The organism is Pseudomonas purpurea (genome assembly GCF_039908635.1).
GTDB lineage: Bacteria > Pseudomonadota > Gammaproteobacteria > Pseudomonadales > Pseudomonadaceae > Aquipseudomonas > Aquipseudomonas purpurea.
Genome location: NZ_CP150918.1, coordinates 1,796,538 through 1,813,002 on the forward strand (window position 1 = coordinate 1,796,538; position 16,465 = coordinate 1,813,002).

The window sequence follows — 16,465 nt, forward strand, 5'->3', positions numbered from 1 at the left end:
AAGCTGCGCAATTGCTTGATACAGCTTGCAGGGCACTGTGACGAACAAGAGGGGAGACGATGAAGGCAGTTATTTTGGCGGGTGGCCTGGGTACGCGAATCAGCGAGGAGTCGCACCTCAAGCCCAAGCCGATGATCGAGATCGGCGGCAAGCCAATTCTCTGGCACATCATGAAGCAGTACTCCGCCCACGGTATTCACGATTTCGTGATCTGCCTGGGGTACAAGGGCTACGCGATCAAGGACTTCTTCGCCAACTACTTCCTGCACACCTCCGACGTTACCTTCGACATGTGCAACAACCGCATGGACGTTCACCAGAACTACAGCGAGCCGTGGCGCGTGACCCTGATCGACACCGGTGAGGACACCATGACCGGTGGCCGGCTGCGTCGCGCCAGCCGTTATCTTGAAGGTGAACAAGCCTTTTGCTTTACCTACGGTGACGGCGTTTCCGACCTCAACATCGGCGCGCTGGTCGACTTCCACCTGTCCCACGGCAAACTGGCCACGGTCACTGCGGTCCAACCGCCAGGCCGTTACGGTGCCCTGGAGCGCGACGGCGACCTGGTTCGCGGGTTCACCGAAAAACCTCGCGGCGACGGCGGCTGGATCAATGGTGGCTTCTTTGTCTTGTCGCCCAAGGTGCTGCCGCTGATTACCGCTGACGAGACAGTCTGGGAATCCGAGCCGTTGACCAGCCTGGCCCACGACGGCCAATTAGCCGCGTTCCAGCACGACGGCTTCTGGCACCCGATGGACACCCTGCGTGACAAAAACCACCTCGAAGCCCTGTGGCAAAGCGGGGAGGCCCCGTGGAAGCAATGGGACTGAGTACTGAATTCTGGCGCGGCAAACGGGTCCTGCTCACCGGTCATACCGGTTTCAAGGGCAGTTGGTTGACGCTGTGGCTGCAAAGCCTGGGCGCCAAGGTCAGCGGTTTTTCCCTTGATCCTTCGACCGAGCCGAGCCTGTTCGAGCTGGCGCGCGTCGGCGAAGGCATCAACGACCAGCGTGGCGACTTGCGAGACCTGGGCGCGTTGCTGGAACTGATCGCCGATACCCAACCGGAGATCGTCCTGCACCTGGCCGCGCAGCCCTTGGTGCGTGAAGGTTACCGCGATCCGCTGGGCACCTATTCAAGCAACGTCATGGGCACCCTGAATCTGCTCGAAGCGATTCGGCAGGTCGGCGGCGTGCGCGTATGCGTGCTGGTCACCACCGACAAGGTCTACGCCAATCAGGAATGGCTGTGGCCTTACCGCGAAAACGAAGCCCTGGGCGGGCATGATCCCTACAGCAGCAGCAAGGCCTGCTGCGAGCTGCTGGCGCAGTCTTACGCCGCATCGTTTTTCCCGGCAGAGCGCTACGCCGAGCATGGCCTGGCAATGGCCACGGCGCGGGCCGGCAACGTGCTGGGCGGCGGCGATTTTGCTCCCGATCGCTTGATCCCGGACGTGCTCAAGGGCCTGGTCCGCCGATGAGCCGGTGACCCTGCGCTACCCGCAAGCGGTTCGCCCGTGGCAGCACGCGCTGGAGCCGCTGGCCGGTTATCTGCAACTGGCTGCCGGCCTGTACGAGCACGGCCCCGAGTTTGCCGGTGCGTGGAACTTCGGCCCGAGCGAAGCCGACATGTGCAGCGTCGGCGAGGTGGTCGAGTTGCTTGCCAGTCGCTGGCCGCAAGCGCGTGGATTGCGCATCGAGCCGAGTGATCTGCATGAAGCAGGCCTGTTGCGCCTGGACAGCAGCCGCGCCCGTCAACTGTTGGCCTGGCAACCGCGCTGGACGTTGCAGCAGTGCCTGACCCAGACCCTGGATTGGCACCTGGCCTGGCAAAACGGCGATGACATGCGTGAAGTCACGCTGGGCCAGTTGAACCTGTACCGAGGTGCGCTGTGAGCGAGTTCCTGTTGAAAGCGTTGCCCCTGGAAGGTCTGTTCAGCGTGCAGCACAAGCGCTTTGAAGATCAGCGCGGGCACTTCGCCCGGCTGTTCTGCGAAGGCAGCCTGAGTGCCTTTGGCCAGCCGTTTCACATTCGTCAGATCAACCATTCCTGCACCCGCGAACGCGGCAGTGTGCGCGGTCTGCATTATCAGAATGCGGCGCAGCCGGAAGCCAAATTGATCACCTGCCTGCGCGGTGAAGTCTGGGACGTGGCAGTTGACCTGCGCCCTGATTCCGAAACGTTCCTGCACTGGCACGCCGAACACCTGCGCGCGGGTGATGGTCGCGGCCTGCTGATCCCGGCCGGTTTTGCCCATGGCTTCCAGACGCTGACCGACGACGCCGAGTTGCTCTACCTGCACAGCGCCGACTACACGCCTGAACACGAGGGCGGCGTGTCGGTGAATGATCCACGGCTGGCGATCCGTTGGCCGTTGCCTGTCAATAATCTGTCAGCAAGGGACGCCAGCCATCCCTTGCTTGATGAACACTTCGCCGGAGTGCGTCTATGAACTGCCGTGGTTGCGGTACTCCATTGGCCTTGCCGCTGATCGACCTGGGCACCTCGCCACCGTCCAATGCCTACGTGCGTGCCGACCAACTGGAACACGCCGAACAATGGGTGCCGTTGAAGGTCGCGGTGTGTCAGCAGTGCTGGCTGGTACAGACCGAGGATTACACCAGCGCCGACAGCCTGTTCGACGCCGAGTACGCCTATTTCAGCTCCTTCTCCAGCACCTGGCTGGCTCACGCCGAGCGTTATGTGGCCGAGATGGTCGAGCGCTTCGACCTGACCGCCGAAAGCCGCGTGGTGGAGATCGCTGCCAATGACGGTTACCTGTTGCAATACGTGGCAGGGCGCGGCATTCCTTGCCTGGGCGTCGAGCCGACGCGCAGCACCGCACAAGCAGCGCGGGAAAAAGGCCTGGACATTCGCGAGCTGTTCTTCGGACGCGAAACCGCTGCACAACTGACTGCCGAAGGCTGGGCCGCCGACCTGATGGCGGCCAACAATGTGTTGGCGCATGTGCCGGACATCAATGATTTTCTCGGCGGCTTCGCGACCTTGCTCAAGCCGACGGGCGTGGCGACCTTCGAGTTTCCGCAATTGCTGACGCTGATGGCCGGGCAGCAATTCGACACGCTGTATCACGAGCACTATTCCTATTTGTCGCTGACGGCCGTGCAGACGTTGTGCGCGCGTAACGGCCTGGAAGTGTTCGACGTCAGCCAACTGTCGACCCACGGTGGTTCGCTGCGGGTGTTCGTGCAGCGTACCGACGGTAGTCGTCGCGACGTGCAGCCGGCGGTTGCACAGCAATTGCAGGCCGAACTCGCCGCTGGCGTGAAAACCCCGGAGTACTACACAACCCTGGCGCCAGCCGCGGTGGGCATCAAGCACCAGTTGCTGCGCTTTCTGTTGCAGGCCAAAGCCGATGGCAAGCGCGTGGTCGGTTACGGCGCTGCCGCCAAGGGCAACACGTTGCTCAACTATGCCGGGGTCAAGCCTGACCTGCTGGCCTGGGTGGCCGACGCCAACCCGCACAAACAGGGCAAGTACTTGCCGGGCAGTCGTATCCCGGTGGTGTCGCCCGAGCGTATCGCCCTCGAACAACCCGACTACATCCTGGTTCTGCCATGGAACCTGTTGGCTGAAATCACCCAGCAATTCGCCTCGGTCAAAGAGTGGGGCGCACAGTTTGTCGTCGCCGTTCCGGAGTTGAGTATCCAATGAGCAGAATTCATTACACCAAACCGAGTGTCGGCGAACTGGAAGCCCGGTATGCCCTGGATGCCGTGCAAAACGGTTGGGGCGCACGCTGTTACGAATACCTGACGCGCTTCGAGCACGGGTTTGCCGAACACCTTGGGGCGGCCTATGCCATCGCGACCTCAAGCTGCACCGGCGCGCTGCACATGGGCATGGCGGCGCTGGGTATCGGCGCGGGTGATGAAGTGATCCTGGGCAACACCAACTGGATCGCTTCGGCGGCACCGATTACCTATCTGGGCGCGACGCCGGTGCTTGTCGATGTGCTGCCGGATAGCTGGTGCCTGGACCCGGAACTCGTCAGGCAAGCAATCACCCCGAAGACCAAAGCCATTCTCGCGGTCCATCTTTACGGCAATCTGTGCGACATGGATGCGTTGCTGACGATCGGACGCGAACACGGTATCCCGGTCATCGAAGATGCTGCCGAAGCCATCGGCTCGCAGTGGCGCGGCAAGGCTGCGGGCTCGATGGGGGCGTTCGGTGCGTTTTCATTTCATGGCACCAAAACCATGACCACTGGCGAGGGCGGCATTTTCGTCACCTCGGACAAAGCCTTGTACGAGCGTGTCCTGACCTTGTCCAACCATGGTCGTGTCGCGGGTAGCACCAAACAGTTCTGGCCTGAGTTCATTGGCTTCAAATACAAAATGAGCAACTTGCAGGCCGCCGTCGGCTGCGCCCAGGTCGAGCGAATCGAGGAACTGATCGAACGCAAACGGACGATTTTTGCCAATTACGCCCGTGCGCTGGCGCCATTCCCGGGTGTGTCACTGAACCCCGAGCCAGCACACGCCCGCAACGGTTACTGGATGCCCACCGTGGTATTCGATGCCGAGACCGGTATTCATCGCGACGAGATGATTGCTGCCTTCCAGGCTGCCGATATCGACGCCCGGGTGTTCTTCTGGCCACTGTCGTCGTTGCCCATGTTCAACGAGCACGACGTTGATACACCGGTTTCGTTTGCCTTGCCGGAGCGCGCGTTCAACCTGCCGAGTTATCACGACATGACCGATGCCGATCAGGCGCGAGTGGTGGATGTAGTGCGCGGCCTGCTGGCAAAAAGGCATTCGCTGTGAAGATGTATCTGCTGGGCGCGGCCAACCCGGAAGCGGTGCGCATGCTGCAGGCTGTGAAACGCAGCACGCCGAACGTCGAGTTCGCGTTTCTGGACAACGACCCAGGCAAGCAGGGCACTTTGTTTTATGGGGTGCCGGTCATTGGCGGTTCCGAGCGTGTGAGTGAGCTCAAAGGGCCCGACGCGCGTTTCGTCAACCTGATCACCGGCAGCACCCGGCTGCGCTACGAGACCACCTGCGGGTTGGTCGAGGCCGGTGCCACGCTGGGCCAGTTCGTACACCCCGGCATTGACCTGACCATGATCCGCATGGGGCAGGGCAGTTATTTGCAGGAAGGCGTGATCATGCAAGCCGAAGTCACGCTGGGTGACAACACCAGCATCAGTGCCGGCAGTGTGGTGGGGCATGAAGGGCGAATCGGCCACTCGGTGTTCATGGCGCCGGGTGTGTGCATTGCCGGTTGCGTGGAGATCGGCGATGGAACGTTCATCGGCACCAACGCCACCATTCTTCCGCGCTTGCGTATCGGTCGCTGGGTCACTATCGGCGCCGGTGCCGTTGTGACCAAAGATGTCCCGGATTATTCGGTCGTGGTGGGCAATCCCGCCAGGATCATCAAGACCAACGTGGTGCCTTACCCCGACGGTAGGGTCTTCAAGTAACCCGTTTGCCTATTTTTTTGGAGCGTTTCAATGAATCTTCATGAGCAGTTTCGCGAAGAAGTAAAAGACAACATCGAAGGCCTGCAACAGGACAAGGCGCTGCAAGCCGAGTCCCTGAACTGGGTCGGCACCACGGCCAAACACAAGTACACCTACAACTTCAGCTGGATGGGCCGGCCGATCATTCAGTTCCCTCAGGACATGGTCGCCATGCAGGAAATCATCTGGAACCTGCGTCCGGATGTGATCGTTGAAACCGGTATCGCCCATGGCGGTTCGCTGGTGTTTTATGCGTCGATCCTGGAACTGATGGGCCATGGGGAAGTGCTGGGGGTGGACATCGATATTCGCCAGCACAACCGCGAAGCGATCGAGGCTCACCCGATGAGCAAACGGATCCAGATGATTCAGGGGTCGAGCATCGACACCGCCATCGTCGACCAGGTGCGCGAGCGTATCCAGGGCAAGAAAGTGCTGGTGGTACTGGACTCCAACCACACCCACGAACACGTGCTCGAAGAGCTGCGCCTGTATGCACCGATGGTTTCGGTGGGCAGCTATTGCGTGGTCATGGACACCGTGGTCGAAGACATGCCGGAAGATGCATTCCCGGACCGTCCGTGGGGCAAGGGTGACAACCCGAAAACCGCCGTATGGGCTTACCTGGAAGAAAACCGCGATTTCGAGATCGACCAGGCGATTCACAGCAAACTGCTGATCACTGTCGCGCCGGACGGCTACCTGCGCCGCGTGCGTTAAGCGACAACTTTATTCAAGCGTTCATCAGGCAATCGGTCTGTGGTGGGGAAGGATATGCAAGGCATTTACGGTTCTGAAAACACGTTGCCCCTGAGTGAGCTGTTCACTCTGGTGCTGATTACACACAATCGCCCGGCGTTCCTGCGCAGGGCATTGCAGTTCTACAGCACGCTGCCTTGCAAGATTCTGGTCCTCGACTCATCGGCCGTCGCTCTGGAGGGCGCGGCTGCGGTCGCGGACACCATCGACTATCGGCATCTGCCGCAATTCGGCTACTGGGGGATTCAGGCCAAACTGGTGTACGGCGTCGAGCAGGTCACCACGCCGTACATGGTCTTTGCCTCCGACGATGATTTTCTGTTGCACGGTGCGCTCACCGAGTCGGTGAACTTCCTCGAAGCCAACCCCGATTACGGTCTGTGCCATGGCTATTGCCTGATGTACCTGACCCACGCCACCTACGTGCAGTACTACCGTCGTGACAAGAAAGTGCAGGAGGACTACAACGCCGAGCATGGTCAGGATCGTGTACTCGATTACATGAGCCAGTACATTCCGCCGTTCTATGCGGTTCACCGTACTTCGCTGCTGCGTGACTGGTATGAAGCGATGCCTGAAGGCACGATCTTCCAGTGGCAGGAAATCGGTCATGTCTACTACATGCTGGCGCGGGCAAAGGCGCGGATTCTCCCGACGCCCTACGTGGTGCGTGAGGTCAACTATGGCCGCTCGGATCACAACACCGAAATCATGACGACCCTGAGTTTCAAGGACGCCCGATCTGTCTCCGAGCGCGAACGTTTCGCCGAGTTTCTGGCGGCGCTGCCGACCGGCATCAGTGACCTCGATGAGAAGCAGACCGCGCAGCTTGCCCTGCAAAGCTTCGCCGCCCTGGCCGAGAGCCTGACGATCCGCAACGCGCTGACCATCGAACCGATTTTCGAGTCTTACTGGACAGATCCGACGGTGGGGCCGAAGCGGGTCTTCGGCGCCGAGCAATACGTCGAAATGCCGTTCTACAACAGCACCTTCTTCGAGCAACTGACAGCGTGCGAGTTTCTGCTTCATGCGATGCCGGCCGGGCGCTTGCAGCTTGAGGAGATGGAAGGTGTATTGCTCAAGCAACTCGAACTGCAACGCACCTACCCCAACGACTCCGCCGAGACCATTCTCGACCGGTTGCAGGAGGCGGTAGCGGCGGGCGCCTTTGATCGTCGTGTGCTGCAACGGTTGGCGCAACACTTGGCGGACACGGGCGAAAAAGCCCGGGCCGAGGTGATCGGCGCGTGGGTCGCACGTCTGGACAGCGTGCCGCTGTATGACCGTCGCCAGTTGTTCGATGACATGCCGACGGGGCGTTTGTACAACTGGTTGCAAGCCCGCCAGCCGAACGAGACGGCGGTGCGTAAAATCAACCAGCACCTGGCCGCCAACGACGGCGGGCCGCAGTTCGGTATCTTGCTGCTGGACCTGGACGCCAGCATGGAGAAGTTGCAGGTGACGTTCGATAGCCTGCTCAGCAGCGCGTTCCGGGCATTCAAAGTGGTGGTCTTCACCACGGGCGACTTGCCGTCGGTCACTACCGAACAAAGTACCCTGCATTTCGTCAAGGTCAGCGAAAGCAACTACGTCGACAAGCTCAACCAGATTGTCCGTCAGTCGACGTCGGACTGGCTGATGCTGGCCGAAGCGGGCGACGAGTTCACCGCCGCAGGTTTCTTGCGCGCCAGCCTGGAGTTGCAAGGCGCCGAAGGGTGCCGTGCGGTGGCGGTGGATGAGATTCAGCGCCGGGCCACAGGCTCGCTGGTCGATGTGTTCCGCCCGGCCTTCAACCTCGACCTGCTGCAAAGTTTGCCGGCGCTCACCGCGCGGCACTGGCTGGTACGTCGTGAGGTGCTGGTGGAAGCCGGGGGCTATTCCCGTGAGTTCAACACCGCGCTGGAATTCGACCTGTTGCTGCGCCTGATCGAAACCGGTGGCCTGGCCGGCCTGGCTCACCTGGCCGAACCGTTGCTGATCACTCGGGAGTCGGCGCTGGTCGACAACGAACACGAACGCCAAACCCTGGTGCGTCACCTGGCGACCCGTGGTTACAAGGCGGTGGTCAGTTCGCAAGAGCCGGGTCGCTACCGGATCGATTATCGCCATGCTGATCGTCCGAAGGTCTCGATCGTCATTGCGAGCCACGACAACCTGCCCGAGTTGCAGCGTTGCGTGGTCAGCGTCTTGCAGCGCACCCGTTACCAGAACAACGAAATCCTGATTGCCGACAACCACAGTCAGTCGGCTGAATTGCTCGCCTGGCTCGAGAGCCTTGAGCAGGGCGGGCGCAACCGCGTTCGTGTGATCAGGGCCGAACAGCGGTTGAGTGCCTCGGCATTGCTCAACCTGGCGAGCAGCCAGGCGCAGGGCGAGTACCTGGTGTTCCTGGCAGCCGACGCGGAAGTGGTCAATGCCAACTGGGTCGAAGCCTTGCTCAATCAGGCTCAGCGTCCTGAAGTCGGTGTGGTCGGCGCCAAACTGCTGGCACACGATGGCAGTGTGAACGGCGCGGGCCTGATTCTGGGCCTCAATGGTGAAGTCGGTTCGCCCTTCGTGGGCGAGAAGAAAGACGCCGCCGGTTACATGCAGCGCCTGAAAGTCGAGCAGAACTACTCAGCGGTGTCCGGCGCTTGCCTGATGATCCGCAAGGAAGTTTTCTACGCCCTGGAAGGTCTGGATGAAGAGCATTTCGACGAGTCCTTTGCCGATGTCGACCTGTGCCTGAAAGTCGCCGAAGCCGGTTTGTTGACTGTGTGGACGCCGCAAGCGCAGATCGCGCATCCGGGCACCTTGCCGGACAACCCGCAAGCCGCCGCTGCACTGCGCGACAAGTGGCGTGCACGGCTGGAGCAGGACGTGGCCTACAACCAGAACCTGGCCCTGACCGGCAAGGGCTTTACCCTCAGCGATGCATCCAGTGTGAACTGGGCGCAGTTGCTTGCATAAGCCTGGCTGACAGGTGAAAAGGACGCATGACATGGGCACATACACGTTGATGTTCAAGGGTGCATTGGCTGGCAGGTTCGATGGGTATTGCGTCGAGTCAGGATCATGACGCCGTACCGGATTCCCTACGGGCGGCAGAACATTGACCAGTCCGACATCGATGCGGTCATGCAAGTGCTCACGTCGCCGTGGCTGACGCAAGGACCGACCATCGAGCGTTTCGAGAAAGCCCTGGCCGATCACTGTGAAGCCGAGCACGCGGTGGCGGTATGCAACGCCACTGCGGCGTTGCACATTGCCTGCATCGCGGCGGGTTTGGGGGCGGGCGATCGACTGTGGACGACGCCCAACACCTTTGTCGCGTCTGCCAATTGCGGTCGGTATTGCGGGGCAGAGGTCGATTTCGTCGACATCGACCCGCAAACCCTGAACCTTGACGCACGTCTGTTGGCGGAAAAACTCGAAGTGGCCCGGCGCACCGGGAAACTGCCCAAGGTCGTGGTCGCGGTGGCGTTCTCCGGGCAGAGTTGCGACATGCGGATGATGGCGCAACTGGCCGAACAGTATGACTTCACCCTGATCGAGGACGCTTCCCACGCCGTGGGGGCGTCGTACCTGGGGCGGCCGGTGGGTTGTGGTCAGTACGCGGCCATGACGATTTTCAGCTTTCACCCGGTCAAGATCATTACCACCGCCGAGGGTGGCATGGTGCTGACCAACCGGGCGGAGTTGGCCGAGCGGCTCAGGCGTCTGCGCAGCCACGGTATTACCGGTGATCCGGCGCAAATGGACGTGCCGGATCATGGCCTGTGGTATTACCAGCAACTGGAGCTGGGCTTCAATTACCGCATGACCGATCTGCACGCGGCGCTGGGTCTTTCGCAGATGGCGCGGCTGGATGCCTTTGTCGCCCGGCGGCGGCAACTGGCGGCGCGTTATGACCGTTTGCTGGCAGGCCTTGCCGTAACGCTGCCAAGCGTCCAGCCGGGTGCCGAATCCGCTTGGCATCTGTACGTGGTGCGGTTGCAGCTTGAGCACATCACGCTCAGTCAGCGCGAAGTGTTCGACGCGCTGAGGGACGCGGGGCTGGGGGTGAATCTGCATTACATTCCTGTGCACTTGCAGCCTTATTACCAGGCGTTGGGCTTCAAGGAAGGTGATTTTCCAGAGGCGGAGCGTTACTTCTCACAGGCCTTGAGTTTGCCGCTGTACCCTGACTTGACCGACGATCAGCAAGACGAAGTGGTGGAAATCCTGAGGCGGATACTGGGTTGAACGATCAACAGCGATGCTTGGCCGGATGCTGTGCGCAATGCTCCTTGAGTGCCGCGTGCGCCCGGGTGTTGACGCGATGAGCTGCGTGGCGATTATCCCGGCGCGCGGGGGCAGCAAGCGTATCCCCCGCAAGAACCTCAAGCTGTTCGACGGCGAACCGATGATTGCCCGTTCGATTCGCACGGCACTGCGCTCGGGGCTGTTCGACCAGGTATTGGTCAGCACGGATGATCCGCAAATCGCCGAACTGGCCCGTGCCTGCGGTGCCCAGGTGCCCTTCATGCGTCCCGCGGCCCTGGCCGATGACTTTACCGGGACGGCGGCGGTGATCGTCCACGCCCTCGACGCCTTGCAGGCGCGGGGCCAACACTTTGATTTCGCCTGCTGCATCTACGCGACGGCGCCGTTGCTGCAAACGCGGTATCTGCATCAGGGCTTGGAGTTGCTGGAGCGGCACCCGGACAAGTCGTTTGCCTTTTCGGTGTGCGGGTTTGGTTTTCCGGTACAGCGCGCCTTGACCCTCGACGGGGACGGTGCGCTGAGTGCGCTTTATCCGGAATTTCGCGAAACCCGCTCCCAGGACCTGCCGGAGGCGTATCAGGATGCCGGGCAGTTCTATTGGGGGCGAACCGCCGCTTGGCAACGCGGGGAAGTGATGTATTCACCGTGCAGTCTGCCGGTGATTTTGCCGCGACACCTGGTGCAAGACATCGACAACGAAGAAGACTGGACCCGCGCCGAGTACCTGTACGCAGCCCTGAAGGCTGGCGGGGAACTTGAGTCGTGAGGGTGCTGATTCGTGCCGACGCCAGCGCAGCCATCGGCAGCGGGCATGTCGCACGTTGTCTGACGCTGGCTCATCGGTTGCGCGACCAGGGCGCCCGTGTCGCATTTGCCTGCCGGCAACTGCCCGGCAATCGTCTGGAGCCTTTGCAGGCTGAGGGCTTTGAGGTGTTCGCGCTGCCTCAGGCCTATCCGCTTGAGCAACCCGATCTGGGCATCGAGGCGCCGTTGCCATGGCAGGGCCGATATCGCCGCGCTGGATGGGCTGCTGAAGGGCAGGGCTGATTTTGACTGGATCATCGTTGACCATTACGGCCTCGATCATCAATGGCAAACCGCCGCTCGCCGCTGGGCTCGGCGGATTGCCGCTATCGATGACCTGGCCAACCGCCGTCACGCAGTGGACTTGCTGCTGGATCAGAACCTGACGGGCACGCAGCAGGCGTATGAAGCGCTGACCGATGAGCGGTGCGAGCGCCTGCTCGGTCCGCACTTTGCGTTGTTGCGTGGCGAGTTCCACCGCGAGCCGCTGGAAATCAGGTCGCAGGTTCGCAGGGTGTTGGTGAATTTCGGCGGTTTTGATGCCGCCGGGCAAGTCCATCAGGCCATGCTCGCGCTGACTGATTTCGAGGGGCTGGAGGTCGATTTTGTCGCTGGGCTCGATAATCCGGCCTGGTCGCAGATGCAGGCGCTGGTTGCCCACCGCCCGCACTGGCGGTTGCACCGCTATGTCAGCGACTTTGCCCGGCTTATGGTGGCGACTGATGTGTTCATCGGCGCCGGGGGCGGCACCAGTTGGGAGCGTGCGGCGCTGGGTTTGCCAACCCTGTGTATCAGCGTGGCCGCCAACCAGCGGGCCAATGCCGAGTTGCTGGCCGCAATGGGCGCGCAGATTTACCTGGGCGCCCATGAGCACGTGGATACCGAACAGTTGCGTCAGGCGGTGGGTCTCATGATCGCCAATGAAGACTTGCGCCAGAGTCTGGCCCGCCGCTCTCGCGAGCTGGTCGATGGTCGCGGTGCCGAGCGGGTGGCTGCGGCATTATTTTTTCAGTGTGCTGGCAATCAGCAACATGCCTGCGAGTTCACACCTGTATTGAAGGGTTCGTGCAATGACTAGCTTCACGATTGGCTCACGTCGGATCGGTGCCGATGCGCCACCGTTCATCATTGCCGAAATGAGCGGCAACCATAACCAGTCGCTGGACGTGGCGCTGCAGATCGTCGAGGCCGCCGCGAAGGCTGGTGCCCATGCCTTGAAGTTGCAAACCTATACCGCCGACACCATGACCCTGGACCTCGACGAGGGTGCCTTCTTCATCAGGGACCCGAACAGCCTTTGGGCCGGTTCCTCGCTGTACGCGTTGTATGAAAAGGCCCATACGCCCTGGGAATGGCATGCGCCGATTTTTGCACGGGCCGCCGAGCTGGGCATGCTGGCCTTTTCGACGCCGTTCGATGAGACGGCGGTGGACTTTCTCGAAAGCCTGAACGTCCCGGCCTACAAGATTGCCAGTTTTGAAAACACCGATTTACCGCTGATCCGCCGCGTGGCCGCCACCGGAAAACCGCTGATCATCTCCACTGGCATGGCCAGCATCGCCGAACTGGACGAAACCGTTCGCGCCGCCCGCGAGGCTGGCTGCAAAGACCTGGTGTTGCTCAAATGCACCAGCACTTATCCGGCAACGCCCGCCAACAGCAATGTGCGGACCATCCCTCATCTGCGTGAATTGTTCGGCTGCGAGGTGGGGTTGTCCGATCACTCCATGGGGGTTGGCGTGTCCGTAGCGGCAGTGGCATTGGGGGCGACGGTGGTGGAGAAGCACTTCACCCTGGACCGTGCGGCCGGTGGTGTGGACGCCAGTTTTTCCCTCGAACCTGCGGAACTGGCCAGCCTGGTGGTGGAAACCGAACGGGCCTGGCAGGCCATGGGGCAGGTGAGTTACGGTGCTACTCAGGCTGAACAAAAATCCCTGATGTACCGGCGTTCGCTCTACGTCACCCAGGACATGGCGGCCGGTGATATCTTTACCGCGGATAACCTTCGGGCCATCCGTCCAGGCCTCGGGCTGGCCCCGAAACACGCCGAGGCGATTCTCGGTCGTCATGCGCGTCAAGCCCTCAAACGCGGCACGCCGCTGGATTGGTCCCTGATCCAGTAGCGGCTTGTGTGGCTGATTCGGCAAATTAGAGTGACCTGCGAGTCATAACGCGCATCTTCACTGTATTGTATAAATCGAAAAGATGGCGCCTGGCTTCTAATTGATCCAGTGATGGCCTTTTATTCTTTTCGTACTTTGCCCTTCTCGGGCGAATAACTACTCTGTTTGTCGGCGCCCCTCGACGCGTGTAAGCGGGGGTATTCAGCTGTTTATTATTGGGAAGCCGTAATGATTGGCATAAAAAGCATTGCGAGCTACGTTCCTGTAGCCGGCGTGGACAATTACGCACAAGGTGCAAAATTCGAAAAGGATGAAGAGTTCATCCTGGGCAAGATCGGTTCCGCTTTCCTGCCGCGCAAAGACGCCACTCAGGAAACCTCGGACCTGTGTGTCGAAGCGGTGAACGCGCTGTTCGCCAAAAATCCTGGACTCAAGCGTGAAGCCATTGACGTACTGATCGTCGTGACTCAGAACGGCGACGAAGAAGGCTTGCCGCATACAGCAGCGATCGTTCAGGACAAGCTCGGTTTGCCAACCAGCGTGGCAGCCTTTGATATTTCCCTGGGCTGCTCCGGCTACGTTTACGGCATCTATGCGATCAAGGGCTTCATGGAAGCTGCCGGTTTGAAGAACGGCCTGCTGGTGACTGCCGATCCGTACTCCAAGATCGTTGATCCGGAAGACCGCAACACCACCATGCTTTTCGGCGATGCGGCGACGGCCACCTGGATGGGTGAAGACGCACCGTGGCAGTTGGGCAAGGCCAAGTTCGGCACTGACGGTTCCGGTGCACCGCACCTGAAAGTGAGCGATGGCGTGTTCTTCATGAACGGTCGCCAGGTGTTCAACTTCGCATTGCTGAAAGTGCCGGCGCATTTGCATGAGCTGCTCGGTGACTCCGGCCTGCAAGCCAGCGACATTGATGCATTTTGCATCCACCAGGGCAGTGCCGCGATTGTCGATGCGGTGGCGCGGCGTTTTGAAGGCGACCCGGACAAGTTCATCAAGGACATGGTCGAGACCGGTAACACGGTGTCTTCCAGCATTCCGTTGCTGCTGGAAAAGCACGTACTCGATGCCAACTGGAAGCGCGTAGCGCTCAGCGGTTTTGGTGTGGGGCTGTCCTGGGGCTCGGCGATTATCTATCGTCCGTAACCGTTACTGGCGGCACAAAAAAGCGTTCAAGGTGTAACCTTGAACGCTATTTTTTTGCCTGAACGATGAGCGAGGCAGCATGAGCGACAGCTTTGAGCGCAATGCCGCGGTGATACAGCGCCGGTGGCCAGCCCTGTATGCGCGGTTGATGGCTGAAGACAGCGGCACGGTGCAGGCTGACTTGGTCGAGGGCCAGGGTTCGACGCTGAGCATTGCCGGTATTCAGCTCACCAGTCGCCATGACCGCACGCGCGAAGCTCTGCTTCAGGCGGACAGCCTGCCTGCGGGCGACGCGGTTGTGCATCTCTACGGAACCGGTCTTGGCGATTTACAGGGTGCTGTGCTGCAGCGTCCGAATCTTGAGCGGGTGTACGTCTATATCCTTAACGGCGCGGTTTTCGCGTTGGTGCTGCAACTGCTGGATCAAACGACCTGGCTTGATGACCCGCGCGTCGAGCTGCTATACGCCGCTGATCTGCCGGAAATCCGCTTGCCGTTTTTTGCATTGCCCTCCGAATTGGTCCTGGCTGACGATTTCAACGCCAAGATTCGGGATCGCTTGATCAGCGAAACCCATCTGGTGTTCAACAACCGTGAGTTCAACCCGGACGAGCCGGAGATCGCCGAGCGTCTGGCGGCCAGCGCCGATCTGGTGCGCAACGACACCGATGTGGCTGAGCTGTTCGGTACGCACAGCGGCGAAGTGTTCGTCATTGCCACCGGGCCGAGCCTGGAAAAACACTTCGATAACCTGCGTGCCATTGCCGGGCAGGTGCCGCGCCCGCTGTTCATTTGCGTCGATACCGCTTACCGCCCCCTGCGTGACCATGGTATCCGGCCGGACCTGGTGGTCAGCATCGACCAGCGCATCAGTGAGCGGCATTTGCCTGCGCAAGGCAGTGAAGGTATTCGGCTGGTCTATATGCCGCTGGTCGATCCGCAACTGCTGATGGCGTGGCAGGGCGAGCGGTATGTCGGCTACTCCGCCAGTCCGATCTATGCGCACATGCGTGAGCAATTGCCCAAGTCGTCCCTGTATGTCGGGGGCAGTGTGATTCATCCCGCCGTGGACCTGGCGGTAAAGATGGGTGCCAGCCGGATCACGCTGTTCGGTGCGGACTTCGCTTTCCCCATGAACAAGACCCATGCCGGTTGGCAGGATGGAGATCTGGGGCCGCAGCTTGGCGCGGCCAGGCACTGGGTGCTGGACGGTCATGGTCAGCGGGTCAAGACCCAGTTGAACTTTCGCAGTTATCTGTGCGAGCTGGAGCGCTACATCGCCGGGAACCCGCAGGTGCGTTTCTTTAATACCAGTCGCGACGGCGCCCTGATCGTCGGCACGACTTTCCATCCGGAACTCACGCCATGAGCCATGTTCAAGTATTTGTCGCCCGTTCGCGTGAATGCGCCGGTCTGTTCCGGCTTGGGCGCGATGTCGAGGCCGGGCTGGTGATGGTCGAGTTGTTTGGCGAGCTTGATTCGGTGTTGGGGCAGGGGGGCGAGGAATGTCGTCTGCTGTGGACATCCTTGCTGGTGGAGATGCTCGATTGCCAGGAGCGACAGAACTGGTTGGGCCTGGCCGATTATCTTGAATATGAGTTGGTCGAGTTGCTTGAAGCCGGGCGCAACGCCTGAGGCTTTCCTTTCAATGCCGGTGCACACGAGCCTTCGTCACCCCGTTATCGGCATTTCCATGACGTCATTTTTTAGTCCAGACATCGGTTAGGCCCTTGATTCATTGGGGGTGGCAGTGTGATGGCAAAAAATTTTCAAAATCCCCTAAAGCAAGTTGCATTGCCGACGATAACTATTACGAAGGTTCTCTAGGCCATACCCGGCGGTTGCCAGGGCCGGAAGCCGCAGTACCCAACCAACGAGGAAT

13 protein-coding genes and 2 pseudogenes are annotated in these 16,465 nt (G+C 60.6%); all 15 read left to right on the forward strand.

The window, feature by feature from the left end; all coding sequences use genetic code 11:
* Positions 1-59: 59 nt before the first annotated feature.
* The 15 genes and pseudogenes from rfbF to AABM54_RS08065 all read left to right on the forward strand — a co-directional run bounded on the left by rfbF (position 60) and on the right by AABM54_RS08065 (position 16,218).
* The gene (rfbF, locus tag AABM54_RS07995; protein WP_347904727.1) at positions 60-833 is read left to right on the forward strand and encodes a glucose-1-phosphate cytidylyltransferase; all 774 of its coding nucleotides are present in this window, start codon (positions 60-62) and stop codon (positions 831-833) included.
* A pseudogene (rfbG, locus tag AABM54_RS08000) lies at positions 815-1,898 on the forward strand (CDP-glucose 4,6-dehydratase). The gene rfbF and the pseudogene rfbG overlap by 19 nt, the downstream one beginning before the upstream one ends.
* Positions 1,895-2,455, forward strand: a complete 561-nt coding sequence (locus AABM54_RS08005) for a dTDP-4-dehydrorhamnose 3,5-epimerase (RefSeq protein ID WP_347904728.1) — start codon at positions 1,895-1,897, stop codon at positions 2,453-2,455. Before rfbG ends, AABM54_RS08005 begins: the two are co-directional and overlap by 4 nt.
* Positions 2,452-3,678, forward strand: a complete 1,227-nt coding sequence (locus AABM54_RS08010; RefSeq protein ID WP_347904729.1) for a class I SAM-dependent methyltransferase — start codon at positions 2,452-2,454, stop codon at positions 3,676-3,678. Before AABM54_RS08005 ends, AABM54_RS08010 begins: the two co-directional genes overlap by 4 nt.
* On the forward strand, positions 3,675-4,796 hold the full coding sequence (locus AABM54_RS08015) for a DegT/DnrJ/EryC1/StrS family aminotransferase (RefSeq protein WP_347904731.1): 1,122 nt from the start codon (positions 3,675-3,677) through the stop codon (positions 4,794-4,796). The genes AABM54_RS08010 and AABM54_RS08015 overlap by 4 nt, the downstream gene beginning before the upstream one ends.
* Positions 4,793-5,458, forward strand: coding sequence for an acetyltransferase (locus tag AABM54_RS08020; RefSeq protein ID WP_347904733.1), 666 nt, complete (start codon positions 4,793-4,795; stop codon positions 5,456-5,458). The genes AABM54_RS08015 and AABM54_RS08020 overlap by 4 nt, the downstream gene beginning before the upstream one ends.
* A gap of 30 nt (positions 5,459-5,488) precedes the next feature.
* Complete coding sequence (locus tag AABM54_RS08025; protein ID WP_347904735.1) at positions 5,489-6,217, forward strand: cephalosporin hydroxylase family protein; 729 nt, start codon at positions 5,489-5,491, stop codon at positions 6,215-6,217.
* Positions 6,218-6,271: 54 nt separating this feature from the next.
* Complete coding sequence (locus AABM54_RS08030) at positions 6,272-9,205, forward strand: TIGR00180 family glycosyltransferase (RefSeq protein ID WP_347904736.1); 2,934 nt, start codon at positions 6,272-6,274, stop codon at positions 9,203-9,205.
* Positions 9,206-9,310: 105 nt separating this feature from the next.
* Positions 9,311-10,480, forward strand: a complete 1,170-nt coding sequence (gene pseC, locus AABM54_RS08035) for a UDP-4-amino-4,6-dideoxy-N-acetyl-beta-L-altrosamine transaminase (protein ID WP_347904738.1) — start codon at positions 9,311-9,313, stop codon at positions 10,478-10,480.
* A 76-nt stretch (positions 10,481-10,556) separates the two neighbouring features.
* Positions 10,557-11,267, forward strand: a complete 711-nt coding sequence (gene pseF, locus AABM54_RS08040; protein ID WP_347906151.1) for a pseudaminic acid cytidylyltransferase — start codon at positions 10,557-10,559, stop codon at positions 11,265-11,267.
* Positions 11,264-12,308: pseudogene (gene pseG, locus AABM54_RS08045) on the forward strand (UDP-2,4-diacetamido-2,4,6-trideoxy-beta-L-altropyranose hydrolase); the annotation flags it as partial. The gene pseF and the pseudogene pseG, both read left to right, overlap by 4 nt.
* 67 nt (positions 12,309-12,375) lie before the next feature.
* Positions 12,376-13,428: a pseudaminic acid synthase gene (pseI, locus tag AABM54_RS08050; protein ID WP_347904740.1), complete on the forward strand. Its 1,053-nt coding sequence runs from the start codon at positions 12,376-12,378 to the stop codon at positions 13,426-13,428.
* A 228-nt stretch (positions 13,429-13,656) separates the two neighbouring features.
* Positions 13,657-14,583 (forward strand): ketoacyl-ACP synthase III, encoded by a 927-nt coding sequence (locus AABM54_RS08055; protein WP_347904741.1) that lies wholly within the window; start codon positions 13,657-13,659, stop codon positions 14,581-14,583.
* A 79-nt stretch (positions 14,584-14,662) separates the two neighbouring features.
* The gene (locus tag AABM54_RS08060) at positions 14,663-15,952 is read left to right on the forward strand and encodes a 6-hydroxymethylpterin diphosphokinase MptE-like protein (RefSeq protein ID WP_347904743.1); all 1,290 of its coding nucleotides are present in this window, start codon (positions 14,663-14,665) and stop codon (positions 15,950-15,952) included.
* The gene (locus tag AABM54_RS08065; protein ID WP_347904745.1) at positions 15,949-16,218 is read left to right on the forward strand and encodes a hypothetical protein; all 270 of its coding nucleotides are present in this window, start codon (positions 15,949-15,951) and stop codon (positions 16,216-16,218) included. Before AABM54_RS08060 ends, AABM54_RS08065 begins: the two co-directional genes overlap by 4 nt.
* Positions 16,219-16,465 lie beyond the last annotated feature (247 nt).

Excerpts from the sequence above, each read along its gene's own strand:
- rfbF (WP_347904727.1), top strand. The coding sequence starts at position 60 with ATGAAGGCAGTTATTTTGGCGGGTGGCCTGGGTACGCGAATCAGCGAG.
- AABM54_RS08010 (WP_347904729.1), top strand. The coding sequence starts at position 2,452 with ATGAACTGCCGTGGTTGCGGTACTCCATTGGCCTTGCCGCTGATCGAC.
- AABM54_RS08015 (WP_347904731.1), top strand. The coding sequence starts at position 3,675 with ATGAGCAGAATTCATTACACCAAACCGAGTGTCGGCGAACTGGAAGCC.
- AABM54_RS08025 (WP_347904735.1), top strand. The coding sequence starts at position 5,489 with ATGAATCTTCATGAGCAGTTTCGCGAAGAAGTAAAAGACAACATCGAA.
- AABM54_RS08030 (WP_347904736.1), top strand. The coding sequence starts at position 6,272 with ATGCAAGGCATTTACGGTTCTGAAAACACGTTGCCCCTGAGTGAGCTG.
- pseC (WP_347904738.1), top strand. The coding sequence starts at position 9,311 with ATGACGCCGTACCGGATTCCCTACGGGCGGCAGAACATTGACCAGTCC.
- pseF (WP_347906151.1), top strand. The coding sequence starts at position 10,557 with ATGAGCTGCGTGGCGATTATCCCGGCGCGCGGGGGCAGCAAGCGTATC.
- pseI (WP_347904740.1), top strand. The coding sequence starts at position 12,376 with ATGACTAGCTTCACGATTGGCTCACGTCGGATCGGTGCCGATGCGCCA.
- AABM54_RS08055 (WP_347904741.1), top strand. The coding sequence starts at position 13,657 with ATGATTGGCATAAAAAGCATTGCGAGCTACGTTCCTGTAGCCGGCGTG.
- AABM54_RS08060 (WP_347904743.1), top strand. The coding sequence starts at position 14,663 with ATGAGCGACAGCTTTGAGCGCAATGCCGCGGTGATACAGCGCCGGTGG.
- AABM54_RS08065 (WP_347904745.1), top strand. The coding sequence starts at position 15,949 with ATGAGCCATGTTCAAGTATTTGTCGCCCGTTCGCGTGAATGCGCCGGT.